This is a genomic window from Aeromonas sp. R1-2 (assembly GCF_040908505.1).
Lineage (GTDB): Bacteria > Pseudomonadota > Gammaproteobacteria > Enterobacterales > Aeromonadaceae > Aeromonas > Aeromonas veronii.
Genome location: NZ_JBFODU010000007.1, coordinates 24,359 through 43,030, shown reverse-complemented (window position 1 = coordinate 43,030; position 18,672 = coordinate 24,359). Strand labels below are relative to the sequence as shown.

Genomic DNA, 18,672 nt, shown 5'->3' with positions numbered 1-18,672 from the left:
TGACTCATCAGCGCCAGCTGCTGCTCGAGTTCCTTGATGCGCTGTTCGGGCGTCTGGTTGTCGGGGTCAGGCATGGTGATGCTCCTGCCGGCGCGTACAGAAGCCCCCTGGCTCCAATCTTGCCGACCATGTTTACGCAACCATACCAGAACGGTGGAGCGGCCCTGAATGCCATAACGCACCTGAGCCTGTTTGTAGGTGAGCTCGCCTTTTTCAATCTGCTCGACCAGTGCCAGTTTAAAAGTCAGCGAGTAATCGCGCTGTGTCCGTTTCACACCTTGTCCCATCGGGTTCTCCATTTATTGGGGGGAAAGGTGTAAACCATATTCAGGACGGGACACGAATAATGAAAAGGGCTCCTGAGATGGGAGCCCTTTTTGGTTTTAGCGGGTTTAGCTGGCGCGCGCCACCTTGAGGGGGCGACGGGAGAAGAGCAGGGTATCCAGCAGCCAGATGGCGACCATGGAGGCGCCCACCAGCGGGAAGGCGATCCCCAGCAGGATAAGCAGGGTGATGGCACCTCGCATCGGCGGGAGTTTGGCGGGCAGCGGCGGCGCGGCGAGACGGCCCTGCGGACGGCGGCACCACCAGATCCAGAGGCCGCTCACGGCGCTGGCCAGCACCATCAGGCAGATAAGCAGCATGGCGAGCTGATGGGGCCAGCCGTAGAGCTTGCCCATGTGCAGCATGACGCCACTCTCTACCGTCTTGGCGACCGGGCCGTAATCCTGCCAGCGCACATCGGCCAGCACCTTACCGCTGTATTGATCGATATGCAGGGTGGCATCGTTGCGCGGATCATCGGCAAAGATCGCGATGGTATAGATACCGGTGGCGCCGACCGGCGGGGTGATGCTGTACCCCGGACTCACTTTCCGGGCAGTGGCGATATCCACCACTTGTTGCAGCGGAATCCGCTGGCTGGCCATCACCACTCCCTCATGCTCGCCGTGGTTCATGGCACCGTGATCGTGCCCCTCATCGACCGGCTGCGAGCTGGGCATAGGGGTGTTCTCCACCGCCCAAGGGACGGTCTGCTCGTGGGCCTGATTCAGGCTTCGGGCCAGCGGTGCCGATTTGGGCACCTCATTCCACATGGTGGCGGGGAAGCGGTTCCAGACCGCGGCAAACTGATCGCCCCAGAAACCGGTCCAGGTCATGCCGCTCAGCAACAACAGCAGCAGGAAACCGGCGCCCCAGAAGCCGACCACTGCGTGCAGATCCCGCCACCAGAGGCGGCCGCGCTGGCTCACTCTGGGCCAGAGGATGCCGCCTACCCCGGGCCCCTTGCGTGGCCACCAGAGGTAGAGGCCGCTCAGCTGCAGTACCAGCCCCCAGCCTGCCGCCAGTTCGATCAGCCTGTCCCCCGTGGTGCCGAGCAGCAGGTCGGCGTGCAGGGAGCGAGCGACCGCTTGCAGATTCCACTTGTTATCCATGGTGCCGAGCAGGGCACCGCTGGCGGGATCCATAAACAGGGTCAGTTCCTGCTCACCCCGATTGACGATGAACTGGGCGCTCTGGTCGGGAGCGACAGGCGGCAGGTATTTACGCAGGCTGGCATCGGGCATGGTCATCATCGCCTTGGCCAGCAGTTGGTCGGCACTCAGGGTCTGGCTGGCGGGGGCGACCTTCATCAGCTCGGGGTACATCAGGTTGTCGAGCTGGGGTTTGAACAGATAGACGATCCCGGTCAGTGACAGCAGGATCAGGAAAGGGGCAACAAAGAGACCGGCGTAGAAGTGCCAGCGCCAGATCCGTTGGTAATGACTCGAGTCCCTGTTTTTCATTGCACATCCTTGTTGGGGTGCCAAACCTTTCGGCAGGTGGAATGTTTGTGGCGGCGCGGATAATAGCAGTAACGTTTCGTTAACTGCAATCACACATCTCGAGATCGATTCAGTGCGGGATGTGGGTAACATAAGGTGCCGACGGCTTGCTGGATAGGATGAGCCCGCTTTGGGGAAAGTCTGTTTGCTGCTGGACTTTTCCTTATAAATTATTACCTTGTGGTAACAATTTGCAGGCGATGGTGGTGGTAACGGAATGGGAGCAGTCATGCAGCCACATGGGCAATTTGACATGGAGCGCAGGGGCCAGATGCTGATCTGCCGCCCGAGTGGCCCCTTCAATCTGGCTGGTGCCATGGCCTATGAGGCGCGCTTTCGTCACGAACTGGCCGGATTGATGGATGGCCCTTGGGGGATTGTCGAGGTCGCGACCGAGTTTGAAGCGGCCGGGCCCGAGGTGCTGGCCCGTTTTCGTCGCCAGTTTGGCTGGTGTGCCGAGAGTGGCTGTCAGTTTCTGGCGGTGGTTTTCGTAGGGGGCTTCAAGCGCTATCTGGCGGATAACATCTTCAAGGGATTGCCCTTTCGGGCGGTACGTTACTTCGAGCAGGAGGCAGCGGCCATCCAGTGGCTGGGGGAGCAGCTCAACACCGCTCCCTGTGAACCTGCGAGCGCTTGACCACCCCGCTCCCCGCATGGACGGGCTTCACTCCAGCTTGATAAACCACTTGTCCCGTTCGTCAACGCAGTCGGGTTCACCCATTTCGAATTCGCGGCAGATCAGCGGTCGCACCTCGTAGATACGGCACATCATGGTGTTGCGGTCGAGGGCGGCGCACCAGCCATCGTCCAGCCGGCGCATGACCGGTATCTCGCCATCCCGTTCCAGTACATAACGGTCCGGCACGCCGGTATCGGTAAAGAGCATCACTTCGAGGCGGCAGCAGCAGGCTTCGCAGTTCTGGCAGCTCACATCGGTTTGGATTGCTTGGGTCATGGTGCCTGTCTTGCCGCATGGCGGCATCGGAGATATGAAACAGGCGCCTGTCAGGCGCCTGTGGTCTGGCTAACGGCTTGCAAAGAACCTTAGCCCAGTTTGCGGACGCGGTAGCTGCGACCCTTGATCTTGCCTTCCTGCAACCGCTTGAGGGCGGCGCTCGCCACGCTGCGCTTCACGGCGACGTAGGAGTACTGCTCGGAGATCTGGATCTTGCCCACATCGGCGCCGGCAATGCCGCCTTCACCGGTCAGGGCGCCCAGAATGTCACCGGCCCGCACCTTGGTCTTGCGGCCTGCATCGATGGAGAGGGTCACCATCTGCGGGGCGATCGGCTTGATGTCGCGGCCGATGCTGTCGAGATCACCCAGCGGCATCGGAGCCTGCTGGTACTCTTCGATAAAGTTGACGCGCTGGGCCTCGTTCGGCTGATAGAGACTCAGGGCCAGACCCTGTTGGCCGGCACGACCGGTACGACCGATGCGGTGCACGTGCACTTCCGGATCATAGGTCAGCTCGTAGTTGATGACGGCGCCCAGCTCCTTGATGTCGAGACCACGGGCCGCCACATCGGTGGCCACCAGAATGGTGGCGCTGCCGTTGGCAAAGCGCACCAGCACCTGATCCCGCTCGCGCTGTTCCAGATCGCCGTTCAGCGCCAGCGCCGAGAAGCCCTTGGCGGCCAGATGGTCGGCCACGTCGTTACAGGCGCGCTTGGTGTTGCAGAACACCACGCAGGAGCTTGGCTGGTAGTGACTCAGCAGCCAGGTGAGGGCGTCGAGGCGCTGACCGGCAGGCACTTCATAGAGCTTCTGTTCGATGGCGCTCCCCTCGTGCAGGGACTCCACGCTCACCTCGACCGGATTGCGCTGCACGCCGCGGCTCATCTGGGCGATCCCTTCCGGATAGGTCGCGGAGAAGAGCAGGGTCTGGCGCTGCTGGGGGGCATAGCTGATGACCCGGTTGATATCTTCGCCAAAGCCCATGTCCAGCATGCGATCCGCTTCATCCAGCACCAGCGTCTTGAGGCCGGAGAGCTCCAGCGTGCCTTGCTCCAGATGCTTGAGAATACGACCCGGGGTGCCGACGGCGATGTGGGCACCAAAGCTCAGGGTGGCGGACTGCGGTGCGGTCGGGGTGCCGCCGCACAGGGTGACCAGCTTGACGTTGGGCAGGGCGCGCGCCAGACGACGGATCTCCTGAGCCACCTGATCCGCCAGTTCGCGGGTCGGGCAGAGCACCAGCGCCTGCACTTCGAGGCGGTTGACGTTGAGCTTGGCCAGCAGGCCGAGGCCGAAGGCGGCGGTCTTGCCGCTGCCGGTTTTTGCCTTGGCGATCAGGTCTTTGCCATCGAGCACCAGGGGCAGGCTCTGGGCCTGGATCGGGGTCATCTGCAGGTAACCCAGGCTGGTGAGGTTCTCTTGCAGGGCGGGGGAGAGATTGAGGCTGCTAAATTCGCTGTTGTTCACAAAAGGACTCTATTTCGGAGAAAACGGGGATGCGCGAGCGCTAAGGCCGCGCATCATACCAGAATGTGGCACCGGATGTGGCGGATTTTTGAACGGCTGGTCACGAGGGGCCATGAAAGGTTCATTTGTTGCCAAACCAATCGCGGGTGAGCACTGACAATGTAATAAGGACTATTTTTCAAACACCCATCTAATTATTTATCGCGGATAAACGTTTTCTATTTTCGGTATTTTAATATAATGATTGGGGAATATTACACGGACAGTTACTGCGTCACAGGGAATGTTGCGAAAATGCTGATTAAATATTTTCAAAGAACATGAAAACGGCACAACCATTACTCAACGTGATGTTTTAAAAGGATTTATGTTGTCCGTGTTGCGCGATTAATATCAGTTCATTGCACAATTAATTTAAAAACGTTTGTATTATCCTGCCTCCATAATATTGCGCGGGATTGTGATGGCTATCTGATTTTTAAATGTGCAAATGTCTATGATGGCGCCGGTCAAAAATTACAATTTACTCAGGTGCTACAGGTATGGAATACGTTCACTTTGTGCTCGGACTGGTGATGGTCCTCGCTCTCTCTCTGCTGGCTAACCGCCACAACTGGAAACAGATCAAACTGCGTTATATCGGCCAACTGTTGGTGGTCGAACTGGCGCTGGCCTGGTTCATGCTGAACTCCGAAGTGGGTCTGGCGGTGGTGGGGGGCTTCGCGGCCGGCTTCACCAAGTTGATGGAGTTTGCCAAACAGGGTACCGACTTCGTGTTCGGTGGTCTGGTCAACGAAGGGGCCTTCTCCTTCTTCCTGATGGTGCTGATGCCCATCGTCTTTATCTCCGTGCTGATCGGTATTCTGCAGTACATCCGCCTGCTGCCGCTGGTGATCCGCGGTATCGGTACCGTGCTGGCCAAGATCAACGGCATGGGCAAGCTGGAGTCTTTCAACGCCATCAGCTCGATGATCGTCGGCCAGTCCGAGAACTTCATCGCCCTCAAGAACATCCTGCCGCACCTGAACGAGAAGCAGATGTACACCCTGGCGGCGACGGCCATGTCTACCGTCTCCATGTCCATCGTCGGTGCCTACATGCAGCTGATCGAGCCGCGCTACGTGGTCGCCGCGCTGGTGCTCAACATGTTCAGTACCTTCGTGGTGCTCTCGCTGATCAACCCCTACGAGCCGGATAACTCCGTGACCGACATCAAGGCCATTGCCGAAGGTGACGAGCACCACACGCCGAAGAAAGAGAACTTCTTCGAGATGCTGGGCGAGTACATCATGGCCGGTTTCACCGTTGCCGTTATCGTGGGTGCCATGCTGGTGGGCTTCATCGCCCTGATTGCCCTCATCAACTACCTGTTCGAGATGGCATTTGGCGTGAACTTCCAGTTCGTCATGGGCTACCTCTTCTACCCGATCGCCTGGATCCTGGGGATCCCGAGTGGTGAAGCGCTGCAAGCCGGCTCCATCATGGCGACCAAGCTGGTGACCAACGAGTTCGTGGCGATGATGGATCTGGGCAAGGTGGCTGCCGAGCTCTCTCCGCGCACCGTCGGCATCCTCTCCATCTTCATGGTCTCCTTCGCCAACTTCAGCTCCATCGGCATCATCGCCGGTGCGGTAAAAGCGCTGAACGAAGAGAAGGGCAACATGGTTTCCCGCTTTGGCCTGAAGCTGGTCTACGGTTCTACCCTGGTCAGCCTGCTCTCTGCCGTTATCGCAGGCATCATGATCTGATCCTCTAGTGGTTCGTACCACTGCTTGGGCCCCTGACCTCGTCAGGGGCTTTTTTGTTTCTGGCTCACAGCCGCCAGCCGCACCACCAGCCAGCGACCAGCAAGGTGAGAGTGCAAAAGCCGGTTTCGATGGCGCCGCCGCTGCGCAGCGGCCAGCCCGGCAGCCGGAAGCGGCGTTTGATGGGCCAGAAGAGCGGAATGCCCGCCGGGGTGAGCCAGTCCCCCAGCAGATGGCTGAGGTAGCCGACGATAAGCGCATCCTTGACCCCCATGGGCAGGGTGTCCGGCGGCAGGCTCTGGTTCAGCCCCCAGACGGCGGCGGCGACTGCCAGCAGACTGTGGGTGAAGCCGCGATGGCCGAACAGTCGCGACAGAGGTTTCGAGATCCACGGCAGGCGCTGCCCCAGCACCGATTTGGGGTGGTCGAGGTCGGGCAACAGGGCGCTGGCCAGCGCGGCAGGGATGGTCTGCCACAGGCTGGCATCGGCCAGCGCCGGAGTGAGCTGCAGTTTGTGGGCGATCAGGGTGCAGGTAACGGAGAAGAGCAGGTGCCCTTGGGCTGTCATGATGATTACGGCGTGGACAAGATGGCGGCGCATCTTACCAGCCTGACGGTTGTGGTCAGCTCTTATTTTAAAAATCAGGATGTTACGGCGAAAAAGCGCCCAAGCAGGGCGCCTTTAGGGTCTCTTTACAGCTTGCCTTTGACCAGCCACTTGTCGAGGGCGTTGGCGAAGCGCTGTTTGTCGGCAGCATTGAAGGGGGCCGGGCCGCCGGTCTGCACGCCGGCCGAGCGCAGCTCTTCCATAAAGTTGCGCATGCCGAGCCGCGCCTTGATGGTCTCGCGGGTGTAGATCTCGCCGCGGGGATTGAGCGCCTCGCCGCCAGCATCGATCACCCAGGAGGCGAGGGGGATGTCGCCGGTGATCACCAGATCGCCGGGCTGAACCTGCTGGGCGATGACATGATCTGCCACATCGAATCCCTTCTCCACCTGCTGGGTTTTGATGAAAGGCGAGGGGGGCACCCGCAATCCCTGATTGGCCACCAGGGTGGTGACGACCTGGGCGCGGTGGGCGGCGCGGTAGAGGATCTCCTTGACCGGAATGGGGCAGGCATCGGCATCAACCCAGATGGGCATGGCATGGTTTCCTGTAGTGAAAGCGGATAGAAAACGAGAGTGGTCATGTTAACACAAGCCTCCCCTTCCCGGCGCGGGGCTGAGTCGGCCCAACCTTTGGTGTAAGCTGGGGCCAGCACATGAAACGAGAAGGAGACGAGATGGATCGGGTGCCCGGTGAAGTGATTTATGCCCTGACCCTGGATGGCAAGGGTGGCATGGCGCCGCTGATGGCGGGAAGCGAAGTCCCGGCGGCGCATCCCGGCTGGCTGCATCTGGATTACGGCAATCCCGATTCGGCGCGCTGGCTGTTGCAGACCCCCTTGCTCAGCGAGGCGGCCAGGGAGTCGCTGCTCGGCCAGAGCAATCGTCCCAAGCTGGTGCGGATGGGGGAGACGGTGCTGCTGATCCTGCGCGGCATCAACCACAACAAGGATCACAGGCCCGAAGAGATGGTGGCGCTGCGCATCTTCATCACCCCGGATCTCATCATCAGCAGCCGTCGTCGTCCGCTGCTCTCCGAGCAGGATGTGTTCAACCAGCTCAAGCTGGGGGGCGGCGCCGATACCCCGGCCGACTGGCTGGTGGAGATCTGCGATGCCCTGACCGATCGGGCGGGGGAGTTTGTCGAGGAGCTGCACGACAAGATCCTCGATCTGGAGGAGATGGTGCTGATGCGCGACATGCCCGCCAATGGCCGGCTGGCGCTGATCCGCAAGCAGCTCATCATGATCCGTCGTTACCTCTCCCCCCAGCGGGATCTGGTGGCGCGGCTGGCCAACGAGAAGATCAGCTGGCTGGATGAGGATGACCGCCGTCGTCTGCTCGATATCGCCGATCGGCTGCGGCGCTGGCTCGATGACCTCGATGCCGGGGTGGCGCGCACCGCTGTGCTGGCAGACGAGATCAACAATCTGATGGCGGAGGCAACCAATCGCCGCGCCTACCAGATGTCGGTGATGGCGCTGCTCTTTTTGCCTGCCAGCTTCCTGACCGGCCTGTTTGGCATCAACCTTGGCGGTATCCCCGGGGCCGAGAATCCGACCGCCTTCTGGGTCTTCTGTGGTTCGCTGGTGGCGCTGGCCAGCGGGCTGGCTATCTGGCTCAAGCATCGGCGCTGGTGGTAAGGAGGCATAACCCATGTGGCAATCCATTGGCCTGACCCTGCTGCTGTTGCTGGGTCATACCCTGATCCGGCGGCTGATTCACAAGAGCCTGCTGGCGCTCGGTCAGAGCAGGCAGGTGAGCGAGAACCGGGTGCTCTACGTGGCCCATGTGTTCCACTTCCTGCTCGGCTGCGCCACCTTGCTGGTACTGGCCGGGGTGTGGGGGCTCGACTTCTCCCGACTGGTGGTGCTCGCGTCCTCCTTCTTTGCGGTATTGGGGGTCGCCATGGTAGCCCAGTGGTCGATCCTCTCCAACATCACCGCCAGCATCACCATCTTCTTCGCCTTCCCCTACAAGATTGGCGACCGGATCCGCATCCTCGACAAAGATGATTCGGTCACCGGCGTCATCACCGAGATTGGCTTGTTCTACGTGCGGGTGCGTGATGACAACGGCGATCTGGTCACCTATCCGGCCAACCTGATCCTGCAAAAGCCGGTCAGGAAGCTGGAGGGCAAGGTGGCGGAACCGCTGCAACCGGAATAGAAAGCAACCGGAATAACAAAAGGCTCCCTCGGGAGCCTTTTTACTGTGCGGTGGTTGGCGCTAGCGTTCGAAGAAGCGGTAGAGGTGCTCCACCTGAACCGGGCAGTCGGCCACCTGATGCAGATGTTCGCGGGCCTGCTCGACGGTGCCGAAACTGACCGGGCAGCCGAGGGTGTCGGTCAGCTCGTAGAGGGCGCCATCCTTGCCTCTGAATTCGATGATCCAGCCGGGAATAGCCACGTCGTGGAGTATTTCAGCCTCTTGCAGGATCTGTTGCTGATAGAGCTTACGAAGTTCACTGACTGTCATGATGCTCTCCTGTGGGGAATATCCAGCTCCAGTCTATGCCTGCCCTTTATATGCGGCAACGGGATCATCCCCGCAGGACCTCCCATGCCCAGCGGATGCGGATAAAGGTCTCGGCATTGCCGCCCCGATCCGGATGGTGCTGCAATGCCAGCTCCCGCCAGCGGCGGCGGATCGCCTCCTGACTCGCCCCTTCATTCAACTCGAACAGGGCCAGCGCCTCGGCTTTGTGCCCCTCACCGTCATAAGCGCGCCAGAAGCGGTTGAGCAGGGCCTCAACTTCGGCACGATCGGTCTGCCAGAACACCTGCCAGTCTAGATAGTAGCTACGCAGATTTTCGCCAAGGGCAAAGCCGTGGTTGGTTTGTAGGTTCTCGGCCAGCGGTTCGAGCCGGATATCCAGAGTGCTGATCACCAGCCACCATCCTTCTTGCCAAAGCTCGGCCTGCAACTGGTAGAGGGCGTTCATGATCAGGAAGTTGACCCGAAACAGCTGCAGCTGCTCGTCGTCGGCCAGCCGGGGGATCGCCCCCTGCTGGCGCAGAGCCGCCATCAGTTCATGCACCTTGTAGCTACCCGCCGCCTGTTGCAGCAGCACCAGCAGAGGGGCGATCAGCGGATTGTTGTTGGCTTCGTTCATTCGGCGCCCTGCTCTCTGGGCGGCTGCAGGGCGATCAGCAGCTCACCCGCCTGCGGGGTGACGGGGCCGGTAACGATCTGGGGCTTGCCCTTGCCATCCATGATGAACAGCGGGATGGCGCCGGGATTGGCGGTCTGATACTGGGCCCAGTCGAACGCCTCGCTCAGGCGGGTCGCCTTGATCTGGCCGCCCCGGCTCAGCAGGCTGCTCAGCCTGGCATAGTTGATGTCGGGGCCGAACAGGTTCTGGCGAGCGCGAAAGGTGGCGCTCTCCCGGTTAGCCTTGCCGTGCTGCTCGCTGGATCGCAGGGAGTAGACCTGCTCCTCGCCGTAGAGGTGGGCAAAGTGCAGTACCCCGAGGGCGTTGTTGTGGCGATTGGGGGAGAGCGCCAGCACGGTACTGATGCTGGTAAGCGGCAGGTGCAGCTCGGCATGTTCCGACTGGGGGTTGCCGAAATAGCAGGGGAGGTTGCTCATCCGCGCCTGTTTGCAGAACTCCCAGGCGGGATCGCAGAGCTGTACCGGCACCCCCTGATCCGCCAGCGCCCGGCCGATGGCCCGCGCCACCGAGTTGGCCCCTATGATAAGCCAGGTGTTGGGGGCGCTCTGGCGCATCTTGAGCAGGCTGGCCAGCGGTGCCGAGGTGAGGCTCTGCAACACCACGGTGGAGATGATCACTGCAAATACCAGCGGCACCAGCTTGTCGGCATCGGGGATCTCGGCCTGATGCAGGCTGATGGCGAACGAGGCACTGACCGCCGCCGCGACTATGCCGCGCGGGGCGATCCAGCTCAGCAGGGCGCGAGCTCGCCAGGAGAGATCCGAGCCCCAGGTCGAGACCAGAATACAGAGCGGGCGCGCCACGAACTGCACCACGCACAGCAGCGCCAGCACCATGGGGCCGAGCTGCCAGAGCTGGGCCAGATCGAGGCGTGCCGCCAGCAGGATAAACAGGCTGGAGATGAGGATGACCGCGAGATCCTCCTTGAACGCCAGCACCTCCTCCAGATCCAGCCCCTCCTGATTGGCGAGCCAGATGCCGAACACGGTCACTGCCAGCAGGCCCGATTCGTGGCTCAGCCAGTTGGAGAGGCTGAAGGTGACCAGCACCAGCGCCAGCACGCCGAACTTGTGCAGGCTGACCGGTAGCCAGTCCTTGCGAATGAGCAGGGTGGTGAGCCAGCCTGCTGCCACCCCGATCAGGGAACCGACCAGCACTGTCTTGCCCAGCGCCAGCAGGGTATGGCTGATGAGATCTCCCTGACTGCCGAGGCGTACCGCCTCGAACACCAGCACCGCAAACAGGGCGCCGATGGGGTCGATGACGATCCCCTCCCAGCGCAGGATGCGGTCCACCTCCCGGGTGGGGCGGATCACGTTGAGCATGGGGGCGATCACTGTCGGGCCCGTTACCACCAGTACCGCGCCGAGCATGGTGGCGACCCGCCAGTCCAGCCCCAGCAGGAAGTAACCGGCGCTGCCGATGACGGCGAAACTGACCAGCATGCCGGTGGAGCAGAGATTGCGCACCACCTTGCCGATCCCCTTGAGCTCGGCCAGATGGAGGGTCAGTGCCCCCTCGAACAGGATGATGGCCACCGACAGAGAGACCAGCGGAAACAGCAGATCCCCGAGCAGGGCATCGGGGTCGAGCAGGCCGCTGACCGGGCCCAGAGTCAGGCCGGTGAGCAGCAGAAACAGGATGGCGGGTACCCGCAGCGACCAGGCAAGCCATTGGGCCAGCACGGAGACCAGGGCGATCCCGGCCAGAGAGAGGGCAATCATGCAGACCTCGATTCAGGCAGTGAGTATGGAGCTAGTGTAGTGGCTAAGTTGGTCAGATTGACACCTGAAGGATCGTGCATCATGGCCGGGATGGGGAGATGTGCGACAGTCGGCGTCATGGTGGCTGGCTGTGGTGTGCAGGGCGCCAGCCAGACGCCAACCGTGGTGATGGGGTGGCCTCGGGGCCGGATTAGATGGGGCTCTCCTTGTGGAGCTCGCCGACACAGTCGGCCAGCGCCAGTACCAGTGCGGAGCGCACCATCTGATCGAGCCGGTTGAGCTGCATCTGGTAGAAGGCCCAATCCTCTTCGCTGGCGGGGGGCTCCAGCTTCATCATGCCGCCCTGATTGACCCCGTGCAGGCGGTCGAGCAGATCGCGGATCGGCTTGTCGCTGAAGCGGTAATCCTTGGGGTCGCGCACCAGAAAGTCGCGGATCTTGATATAGGCTTCGATATCCTGATAGCGCTCGAGTGAGATGAGGCCGAGGGCGAAGATGAGCTTGAGGCGCACCTCCAGCTGGCCGAGGGGGCCGCTCTGGTTGAGCAGGGGTTCGATGGCGTATTTGACGGCATACTCCTCCTGACGGAACGCGCGTCGCATCAGGGAGTCGACCGCCTCTTCCAGGATGGTCACGGCTTCGAGAAAGAAGCCGCGGGGGCCATCCTGCTCGTTCAGTCGTTCCAGTATTTCATCTTCCTGGTGTGTGGTCATAGGTGCATTGGGTCCAGCTGACAGGGAGAGAGTGGGCCTCTCTCCCGGTTTTTATCATATGGGGCACATTCCCTTGCCATTCAAGCGCTTGGCGCGCTATCAGTGGTGGCTGAATGCGCCGCAAGCAGGGTCATTACAGGGTTTCGTAACGGGCGACGATGGCGCGCACCACCTCGCTCTCTTCATCCAGTCCGGTGACGCGGGCCAGCGCTTTGGCCGGGCCAAGCTCCGCCAGCAGGGCTTGCAATTCCACCGCCTGCGGGTCATCGGCATTGCGATAGTGGAGCGCCGCAGCGATCCCCTCCTGCAACTGATCGCTCGGCAGGCCGTACTCCAGGGTGCCGAGCAGCGGCTTCACCAGTCGATCCCCCGCCGCCAGCTTGCGCAGCGGCTGACGACCGACCCGGTCAATCTCGTCCACCAGATAGGGGTTGGCGAAGCGGGCCAGGATCTTCTCGATGTAGGCGGCGTGCAGGCGTGGGTCGAAGCCGTAGCGTTTCACCAGCACCGCACCGCTCTCCTCCATGGCGCGGCGTACCTTGCTGCGGATCACTGGATCCTCGATCGCCTCGCGCACGGTGCGGTAGCCCCGCAGTTTGCCGAGATAGGCGGTGACGATGTGGCCGGTGTTGAGGGTGAACAGCTTGCGCTCGACGAAGGCCATCAGGTTGTCGGTGGGTTCCATGCCCGCCACCTGTGGCAGCTCCCCCTTGAACTGGGTCTGGTCGACGATCCACTCGCTGAAGCTCTCTACCGTCACTTCCAGCGGATCATCGTTGGCAGCCGCGGCGGGTGGCACGATGCGATCCACCGCCGAGTCGACGAAGCCGATACAGGATTCGAGCGTGGCATGATACGCGACCGGCAGGTACTTGAGTACCTCCCGCTTGAGGTGGCTGGTGCCGCGCACCATGTTTTCGCAGGCGATGACGTTGAGCGGAGTCAGGTTGCCGGCATCGAAACGGGCCTGCAGCCCCTTGGCCAGGGTGCTGGCAATCTTGTCCAGAATGTTGGGGCCGACGGCGGTGGTGACCAGATCGGCGGTGATGATGCGGGCGATCACCTCGTGACCGGCGGAGCTCACCGCCGCAACGTTGCGCACCACATCCAGCTTCTGATCCGCCCCTACTACATGGACCTTGTACTCCTGACGGTGGTTGAGCTGGTCGATCAGGGTGTCGTTGACGTCGGCGAAGGTGACCTGATGGCTGGCATCCGCCAGCACTTTGCCGATAAAGCCGCGACCGATGTTACCAGCACCAAAATGCAATGTTTTCATGATATTAACCTCTTGAACCAAAGACGATGAAAGATGATTACGCAGCCTGTTCGGCACCCAGCAGATCCAGGAAGGCCTGGGGATCCGTGGTGCTGGCCAGCCGGTCGATGAGACCGGGTTCATCCAGTGCATTGGTCAGGCGGGTTATCACCTGCATGTGTTCGTCGTTGCGGGCGGCGATACCGATCACCAGCCGCGCCACCTCATCGGCAGCCTCGCCAAAGGCGACCCCGGCCGGGTACTGGCAGATGACGATGCCGGTACGCTTCACAAACTCCTTGGCGGCGATGGTGCCGTGCGGCACGGCGATGGATTCGCCGAGGTAGGTGGAGACCAGCTGTTCGCGCTCCAGCATGGCGTTGACGTAGTCGGGCGCCACGTAGCCGCGCTCGGCCAGCAGTCGGCCAGCGGTCAGGATGGCGGCCTCCTTGTTGTCCGCTTTCAGTCCCAGATGCACGTCATGACGGCTCAGGGTAAAGACTTCGGCGGCCTGCGGCTCGTAGCTGTCGTCGTTGGCCGCTACCAGCAGTTGCGGGTTGGCGACGTCATCGTTGGCGGCGCGGCTCAGGCTCTGTACCAGCTCCTGATAGAGGCCGTTGTCGAGGAAGTTGGTCAGGGAAATATGGTGAGCGTTCGGCGCATGGCGACGGGCCCGCTCGGTCAAATCCTTGTGGGTGATGACCCAGTCCACCTGATCGTCGAGCTGATCGATGGCACGGTTGGTGACGCTGATATCGAGCCCGGCGGCTTGCACCCGCTTGCGCAGCATGCCGGCGCCCATGGCGCTGGATCCCATGCCCGCATCGCAGGCGACCACGATATTGCGTACCGCCATCAGTTCGCCGCCCGGCTTCTTGGCCGCTGCGGTTTCGGGCTTGCCGCCCTTCATGGCTTTCATCTTGCGAGTGGCTTCACCGAGGGCATCGGCCTCGTCAGCTTCCGGCTGTTGGGCGCGGACGAACACGGCGGCGACCAGGAAGGAGACCAGAGTGGCGCTGATGATGGAGAGGGCGACCCCGATCAGGGAGGCTTTCGGCGTCATCAACAACACGGCGAAGATGGAGCCCGGTGAGGCGGGTGAGACCAGACCTGCATTGAACAGGGTCAGGGTAAAGACCCCGGTCATGCCACCGGCGATCACCGCCAGAATGAGGCGCGGGTTCATCAGCACGTACGGGAAGTAGATCTCGTGGATGCCGCCGAAGAAGTGAATGATGGAGGCGCCAGCCGCGGACTGCTTGGCGGCACCACGGCCGAACACCATGTAGGCCAGCAGCACACCCATGCCCGGGCCCGGGTTCGCTTCAATCAGGAAGAAGATGGAGCTACCGTGCTCGGTCGCCTGCTGGATCCCCAGCGGCGAGAAGATGCCGTGGTTGATGGCGTTGTTGAGGAACAGGATCTTGGCCGGTTCGACGAAGATGGAGGTGAGCGGCAGCATGTGGTTTTCCACCAAGAAGCCGACGCCACCGGCCAGCAGGCCGGAGAGCACCTTGACGAAGGGGCCAATCACGAAGAAGGCGAGGATGGCCAGCAGCATGCCGATAAGGCCGGCGGAGAAGTTGTTGACCAGCATCTCGAAGCCGCTCTTGACGCGACCGTCCATCGCCTTGTCGAAGCGCTTGATGGCCCAGCCACCGAGCGGGCCGACCATCATGGCTCCCATGAACATGGGGATGTCGGTACCCACGATGACGCCCATGGTGGTGATGGCACCGACCACGCCGCCACGATCACCGCCCATCAGCTTGCCGCCGGTGTAGCCAATCAGCAGTGGCAGCAGGTAGGTGATCATGGGGCCGACCAGCTTGGCCAAGGTTTCATTGGGCAGCCAGCCGGTGGGAATGAAGAGGGCGGTGATAAAGCCCCAGGCGATAAAGGCGCCTATGTTGGGCATGACCATATTGGACAGGAAGCGTCCAAAATTCTGTATCTTGACTTTGGTATCCGGTGATAACATGTCGGGACCCCGTTTTAAGCCTGTTTGATTAAAAGTGGTAGTCGGGATGGTCGGTTTTGCCGAACCGCCATCCCGGTCGTCTAAGCAACTTCAATCTACCAGCTTGCGATCAAATTAGGCTGAAAACGGGGTGTCTTGTGATCCACCTCTCAGATACCCAGCGATCTCCCCTCCATAACCAGTGATCCACATCACATACTCATGCTGTAATTCGGCTACATTTCGATCTTTTCTGTTTTGAATGACCATTTTTTGTGATTGATATCACCAATCCAGTTTTAACGTTCCTTCATATAAAGGTGATTTACATCACAAATTCAGTTTTTGTATTCGAATGGGACAAATCACTCAGTCACTCATCATCGGGTAGTGACGATGGATCTATCGAAACACTCCATTGCTTACCAATGAATCAATAAATTTGTAACCCGCTTTCAGTTTTTACGGTTGGTGATGAGGTCTCTTTTGCTGCTGGTTGATGGGAATGGGCGCCAACATGCAGGATGCTATCGAGCGGCAGATGTTCGGGGCGCTTGTTTGCCGCGCAGGGTTGATAGCAGATAAAAACAAACCGCCAGCAGGCGGTTTGTCAGTTTTTGCGATCTGGCCCCTGTCGAGGCTGCGGTTTAGTAGAAACCGGCATCCTCGGGGGAGGGGCGGGTCTTGAAGCGGCGGTGGAGCCACATGTACTGCTCCGGCGCCTTGCGTACGGCGGCTTCAATCTCGCGGTTGGCGCGGGCGGCATCAACCATGTCATCCCCGCTCGGGTAGTCGGCGAGCGGCGCGCCGATATGCAGGGTGTAACCCTCGCTGGTGCGGATGTTGTAGCAGGGCAGGGTGACGGTGTTCTTCACCCGCGCCAGGGTGGCGGTGCCGGTGATGGTGGCCGCCTGCTCTACCGCGAAGTAGGGCACGAATACGCTGGCGTGGCTGCCGTAGTCATGATCCGGTGCATACCAGAGGGCGTCGCCGTTGCGCAGCGCCTTGATCATCCCCTTCACATCCATCCGGTCCACCAGATATTTGTTGGAGGCGCAGCGACCGTGATACTGGGCATACTCCAGCACCGGATTGGTGTTGGGGCGATAGACCCCCACCCCGGGCCGTACCAGCCCGAAACAGCGGGCGTTGAGTTCAAGCGTCAGGAAGTGGCAGGAGAGCAGCAGCATGCCCTGTCCCTTCTCCATGGCTGCGATAACGTGCTCTTCCCCTTCCACCTTCATCAGGTTGCGCATCCGCCAGTCTGGCCAGAACCAGGCGATCCCCACCTCGAACACGGCACAGCCCACGCTCTCGAAGTTTGCCTTGAGCAGTTTCTCCCGCTCATCCCGGGTCAGCTCGGGCATCGCCAGCTCCAGATTGCGACGGGCAATCTTCACCCGGGACTTCAATATCCTGGCGGCGAGGCGACCGAGCTGACGGCCCAGCCACATCTGGCTGCGCCACGGCAGCAGGGTCAGCAGCCAGAGCAGGCCGAGGCCGAACCAGCTGGCCCAGTAACGGGGATGAAACAGGCGGGGCTCCAGGCGGGGAGCGTTGTCATGGGCCATGGCTAATCTCTTGTTCGCAAACACAATCGGGGGATTCTAGCCGAAAAGGGGGGGCGGGGGCGAATGGCTGTGTGCTGGTCAGAGGGGTAGCCTGCGTCCGGTTAGCGTGACAGCGGCGGCAACTGCGGTCGGCTTTTTCTACACCGGATAAAAGAGTGTGATAAAATCGCCCGCTGATTTTTCAGGTTTTGAGAGTCGATACAGATGAAGATCACCCTGCCCGATTTTGAAAAAGCCCGCGTTCTGGTCGTTGGCGATGTCATGTTGGACCGTTACTGGCATGGCCCTACCGGTCGGATCTCCCCCGAGGCGCCGGTGCCCGTGGTCAAGGTTGAACACATTGAGGAGCGTCCCGGTGGCGCAGCCAACGTGGCCCTCAACTCCGCTGCCCTTGGCGCCCATGCCGTGCTGCTTGGCCTGACCGGTCAGGATGAAGCGGCCGATGCGCTGGCTGGCCAGATGGCTGGCGTCAAGGTGGCCTGTGACTTCGTTCGTCTGGCCGACTTCCCGACTATCACCAAGCTGCGGGTGCTGTCCCGCAACCAGCAGCTGCTGCGTCTGGACTTTGAAGAGCCCTTCCACTCCGTCGATGCCACCCTGCTGATGAGCAAGGTGGAGCAGGCGCTGCCGAATAGCGACGTGATGATCCTTTCCGACTACGGCAAGGGTGCTCTCAACGACGTACCCGGCATGATCCAGCGCGCCCGAGCCGCCGGTATTCCGGTGCTGGTCGACCCCAAGGGGACCGACTTCGAGAAGTACCGCGGCGCTACCTTGCTGACCCCCAACATGTCCGAGTTCGAGGCTGTGGTGGGCAAGGTGAAGAACGAAGAGGAGCTGGTCGCCAAGGGGCTGGATCTGGTCAAGCGTTTCGAGCTGGATGCCCTGCTGGTCACCCGTTCCGAGAACGGCATGACCCTGATCCGCGAAGGTCAGCCGGAGCTGCATCTGCCGGCTCAGGCCCACGAGGTTTACGATGTGACCGGTGCCGGTGATACCGTCATCTCGACTCTGGCTACCTCACTGGCGGCAGGCAAGAGCCTGGACGAAGCCTGTGCGCTGGCCAATACCGCAGCCGGTATCGTGGTCGGCAAGCTGGGTACCTCTACCGTTAGCCCGGTCGAGCTGGCCAACGCCCTCTACACCGAGCAGGAGACAGGCTTTGGCGTCATGTCCGAAGCCCAGCTGAAAGTGGCGGTTCGTGCCGCCCGTCTGCGCGGCGAGAAGGTGGTGATGACCAACGGCTGCTTCGACATCCTGCACGCCGGCCATGTCTCCTATCTGGCCAACGCCGGCAAGCTGGGGGATCGCCTGATCGTGGCGGTCAATACCGATGAATCGGTTCGCCGTCTGAAAGGGCCGGGTCGTCCGGTCAACCCGACCGAGCGCCGCATGGCGGTGCTGGCTGCGCTGGGCGCGGTGGATTGGGTAGTGCCGTTTGGTGAAGATACGCCGCAGCGCCTGATCGCCGAGATCCTGCCCGATCTGTTGGTCAAGGGCGGTGACTACAAGCCGGAAGATATCGCCGGTTACGCCGAAGTGACTGCCAATGGCGGTGAGGTGCGCGTTCTCAACTTCGAGGATGGCTGCTCCACCACCGACATCATCAAGACGATTCGCGAGCGCGGCTAACGCGCCGCTGGCCCCGCAATCTGGCGGGGCTCATTATCG

General features: G+C 61.2%; 17 protein-coding genes and 1 pseudogene. 5 read left to right on the top strand and 13 right to left on the bottom strand.

The features are described 5' to 3' along the window. Together AB5Y76_RS01245 and AB5Y76_RS01240 are read right to left on the bottom strand one after the other, a co-directional pair. Window positions 1–287 (bottom strand): annotated as a pseudogene (locus tag AB5Y76_RS01245) (IS3 family transposase); the annotation flags it as partial. Window positions 288–392: 105 nt separating this feature from the next. After that, complete coding sequence (locus AB5Y76_RS01240; protein ID WP_263719164.1) at window positions 393–1,787, bottom strand: PepSY domain-containing protein; 1,395 nt, start codon at window positions 1,785–1,787, stop codon at window positions 393–395. Between the two features lie 268 nt (window positions 1,788–2,055). On the opposite strand from AB5Y76_RS01240, the gene AB5Y76_RS01235 reads away from it, so the two are divergent. Beyond that, window positions 2,056–2,463 carry a hypothetical protein gene (locus tag AB5Y76_RS01235; protein ID WP_005335923.1) on the top strand — a complete coding sequence of 136 codons (408 nt, stop codon included), beginning with the start codon at window positions 2,056–2,058 and terminating at the stop codon, window positions 2,461–2,463. 27 nt (window positions 2,464–2,490) lie between these two features. Here the strand turns inward: AB5Y76_RS01235 and AB5Y76_RS01230 are convergent, their stop codons facing one another. Together AB5Y76_RS01230 and dbpA are read right to left on the bottom strand one after the other, a co-directional pair. Then, window positions 2,491–2,781: a YkgJ family cysteine cluster protein gene (locus AB5Y76_RS01230; protein WP_005335921.1), complete on the bottom strand. Its 291-nt coding sequence runs from the start codon at window positions 2,779–2,781 to the stop codon at window positions 2,491–2,493. An 89-nt stretch (window positions 2,782–2,870) separates the two neighbouring features. Next, window positions 2,871–4,250 carry an ATP-dependent RNA helicase DbpA gene (dbpA, locus tag AB5Y76_RS01225; RefSeq protein WP_115544615.1) on the bottom strand — a complete coding sequence of 460 codons (1,380 nt, stop codon included), beginning with the start codon at window positions 4,248–4,250 and terminating at the stop codon, window positions 2,871–2,873. Between the two features lie 542 nt (window positions 4,251–4,792). Between dbpA and AB5Y76_RS01220 the strand changes: the two genes are divergently transcribed. Continuing rightward, window positions 4,793–5,998, top strand: coding sequence for a NupC/NupG family nucleoside CNT transporter (locus AB5Y76_RS01220; RefSeq protein ID WP_005363118.1), 1,206 nt, complete (start codon window positions 4,793–4,795; stop codon window positions 5,996–5,998). Between the two features lie 64 nt (window positions 5,999–6,062). On the opposite strand, the gene AB5Y76_RS01215 is transcribed toward AB5Y76_RS01220, so the two are convergent. Next, window positions 6,063–6,563: a metal-dependent hydrolase gene (locus AB5Y76_RS01215; RefSeq protein ID WP_069526960.1), complete on the bottom strand. Its 501-nt coding sequence runs from the start codon at window positions 6,561–6,563 to the stop codon at window positions 6,063–6,065. Between the two features lie 125 nt (window positions 6,564–6,688). After that, window positions 6,689–7,138: a YaiI/YqxD family protein gene (locus AB5Y76_RS01210; RefSeq protein ID WP_005335916.1), complete on the bottom strand. Its 450-nt coding sequence runs from the start codon at window positions 7,136–7,138 to the stop codon at window positions 6,689–6,691. Between the two features lie 140 nt (window positions 7,139–7,278). Between AB5Y76_RS01210 and zntB the strand changes: the two genes are divergently transcribed. Next, on the top strand, window positions 7,279–8,244 hold the full coding sequence (gene zntB / locus AB5Y76_RS01205) for a zinc transporter ZntB (protein WP_021231682.1): 966 nt from the start codon (window positions 7,279–7,281) through the stop codon (window positions 8,242–8,244). 13 nt (window positions 8,245–8,257) lie between these two features. Further along, complete coding sequence (locus AB5Y76_RS01200) at window positions 8,258–8,770, top strand: mechanosensitive ion channel domain-containing protein (protein WP_005354921.1); 513 nt, start codon at window positions 8,258–8,260, stop codon at window positions 8,768–8,770. A gap of 60 nt (window positions 8,771–8,830) precedes the next feature. Here the strand turns inward: AB5Y76_RS01200 and AB5Y76_RS01195 are convergent, their stop codons facing one another. The 7 genes from AB5Y76_RS01195 to lpxL form a co-directional block, all read right to left on the bottom strand. Then, window positions 8,831–9,079 (bottom strand): hypothetical protein, encoded by a 249-nt coding sequence (locus tag AB5Y76_RS01195; protein ID WP_005354919.1) that lies wholly within the window; start codon window positions 9,077–9,079, stop codon window positions 8,831–8,833. 64 nt (window positions 9,080–9,143) lie between these two features. Then, the gene (locus AB5Y76_RS01190; protein ID WP_103251428.1) at window positions 9,144–9,716 is read right to left on the bottom strand and encodes a DNA-J related domain-containing protein; all 573 of its coding nucleotides are present in this window, start codon (window positions 9,714–9,716) and stop codon (window positions 9,144–9,146) included. After that, entirely contained in the window at window positions 9,713–11,500 is a 1,788-nt protein-coding gene (locus tag AB5Y76_RS01185; protein WP_103251427.1) for a sodium:proton antiporter, read from the bottom strand. Before AB5Y76_RS01185 ends, AB5Y76_RS01190 begins: the two co-directional genes overlap by 4 nt. Before the next feature lie 190 nt (window positions 11,501–11,690). Continuing rightward, on the bottom strand, window positions 11,691–12,212 hold the full coding sequence (locus AB5Y76_RS01180; RefSeq protein WP_263719163.1) for an MltR family transcriptional regulator: 522 nt from the start codon (window positions 12,210–12,212) through the stop codon (window positions 11,691–11,693). A 133-nt stretch (window positions 12,213–12,345) separates the two neighbouring features. Continuing rightward, the gene (locus tag AB5Y76_RS01175) at window positions 12,346–13,491 is read right to left on the bottom strand and encodes a mannitol-1-phosphate 5-dehydrogenase (protein ID WP_047436917.1); all 1,146 of its coding nucleotides are present in this window, start codon (window positions 13,489–13,491) and stop codon (window positions 12,346–12,348) included. Window positions 13,492–13,528: 37 nt separating this feature from the next. Beyond that, on the bottom strand, window positions 13,529–15,451 hold the full coding sequence (locus AB5Y76_RS01170; protein WP_064335382.1) for a PTS mannitol transporter subunit IICBA: 1,923 nt from the start codon (window positions 15,449–15,451) through the stop codon (window positions 13,529–13,531). A 626-nt stretch (window positions 15,452–16,077) separates the two neighbouring features. Beyond that, window positions 16,078–17,001, bottom strand: coding sequence for an LpxL/LpxP family Kdo(2)-lipid IV(A) lauroyl/palmitoleoyl acyltransferase (gene lpxL / locus AB5Y76_RS01165; RefSeq protein ID WP_021231687.1), 924 nt, complete (start codon window positions 16,999–17,001; stop codon window positions 16,078–16,080). Between the two features lie 204 nt (window positions 17,002–17,205). On the opposite strand from lpxL, the gene hldE reads away from it, so the two are divergent. Continuing rightward, window positions 17,206–18,633, top strand: a complete 1,428-nt coding sequence (hldE, locus tag AB5Y76_RS01160; RefSeq protein WP_263719162.1) for a bifunctional D-glycero-beta-D-manno-heptose-7-phosphate kinase/D-glycero-beta-D-manno-heptose 1-phosphate adenylyltransferase HldE — start codon at window positions 17,206–17,208, stop codon at window positions 18,631–18,633. Window positions 18,634–18,672 lie beyond the last annotated feature (39 nt).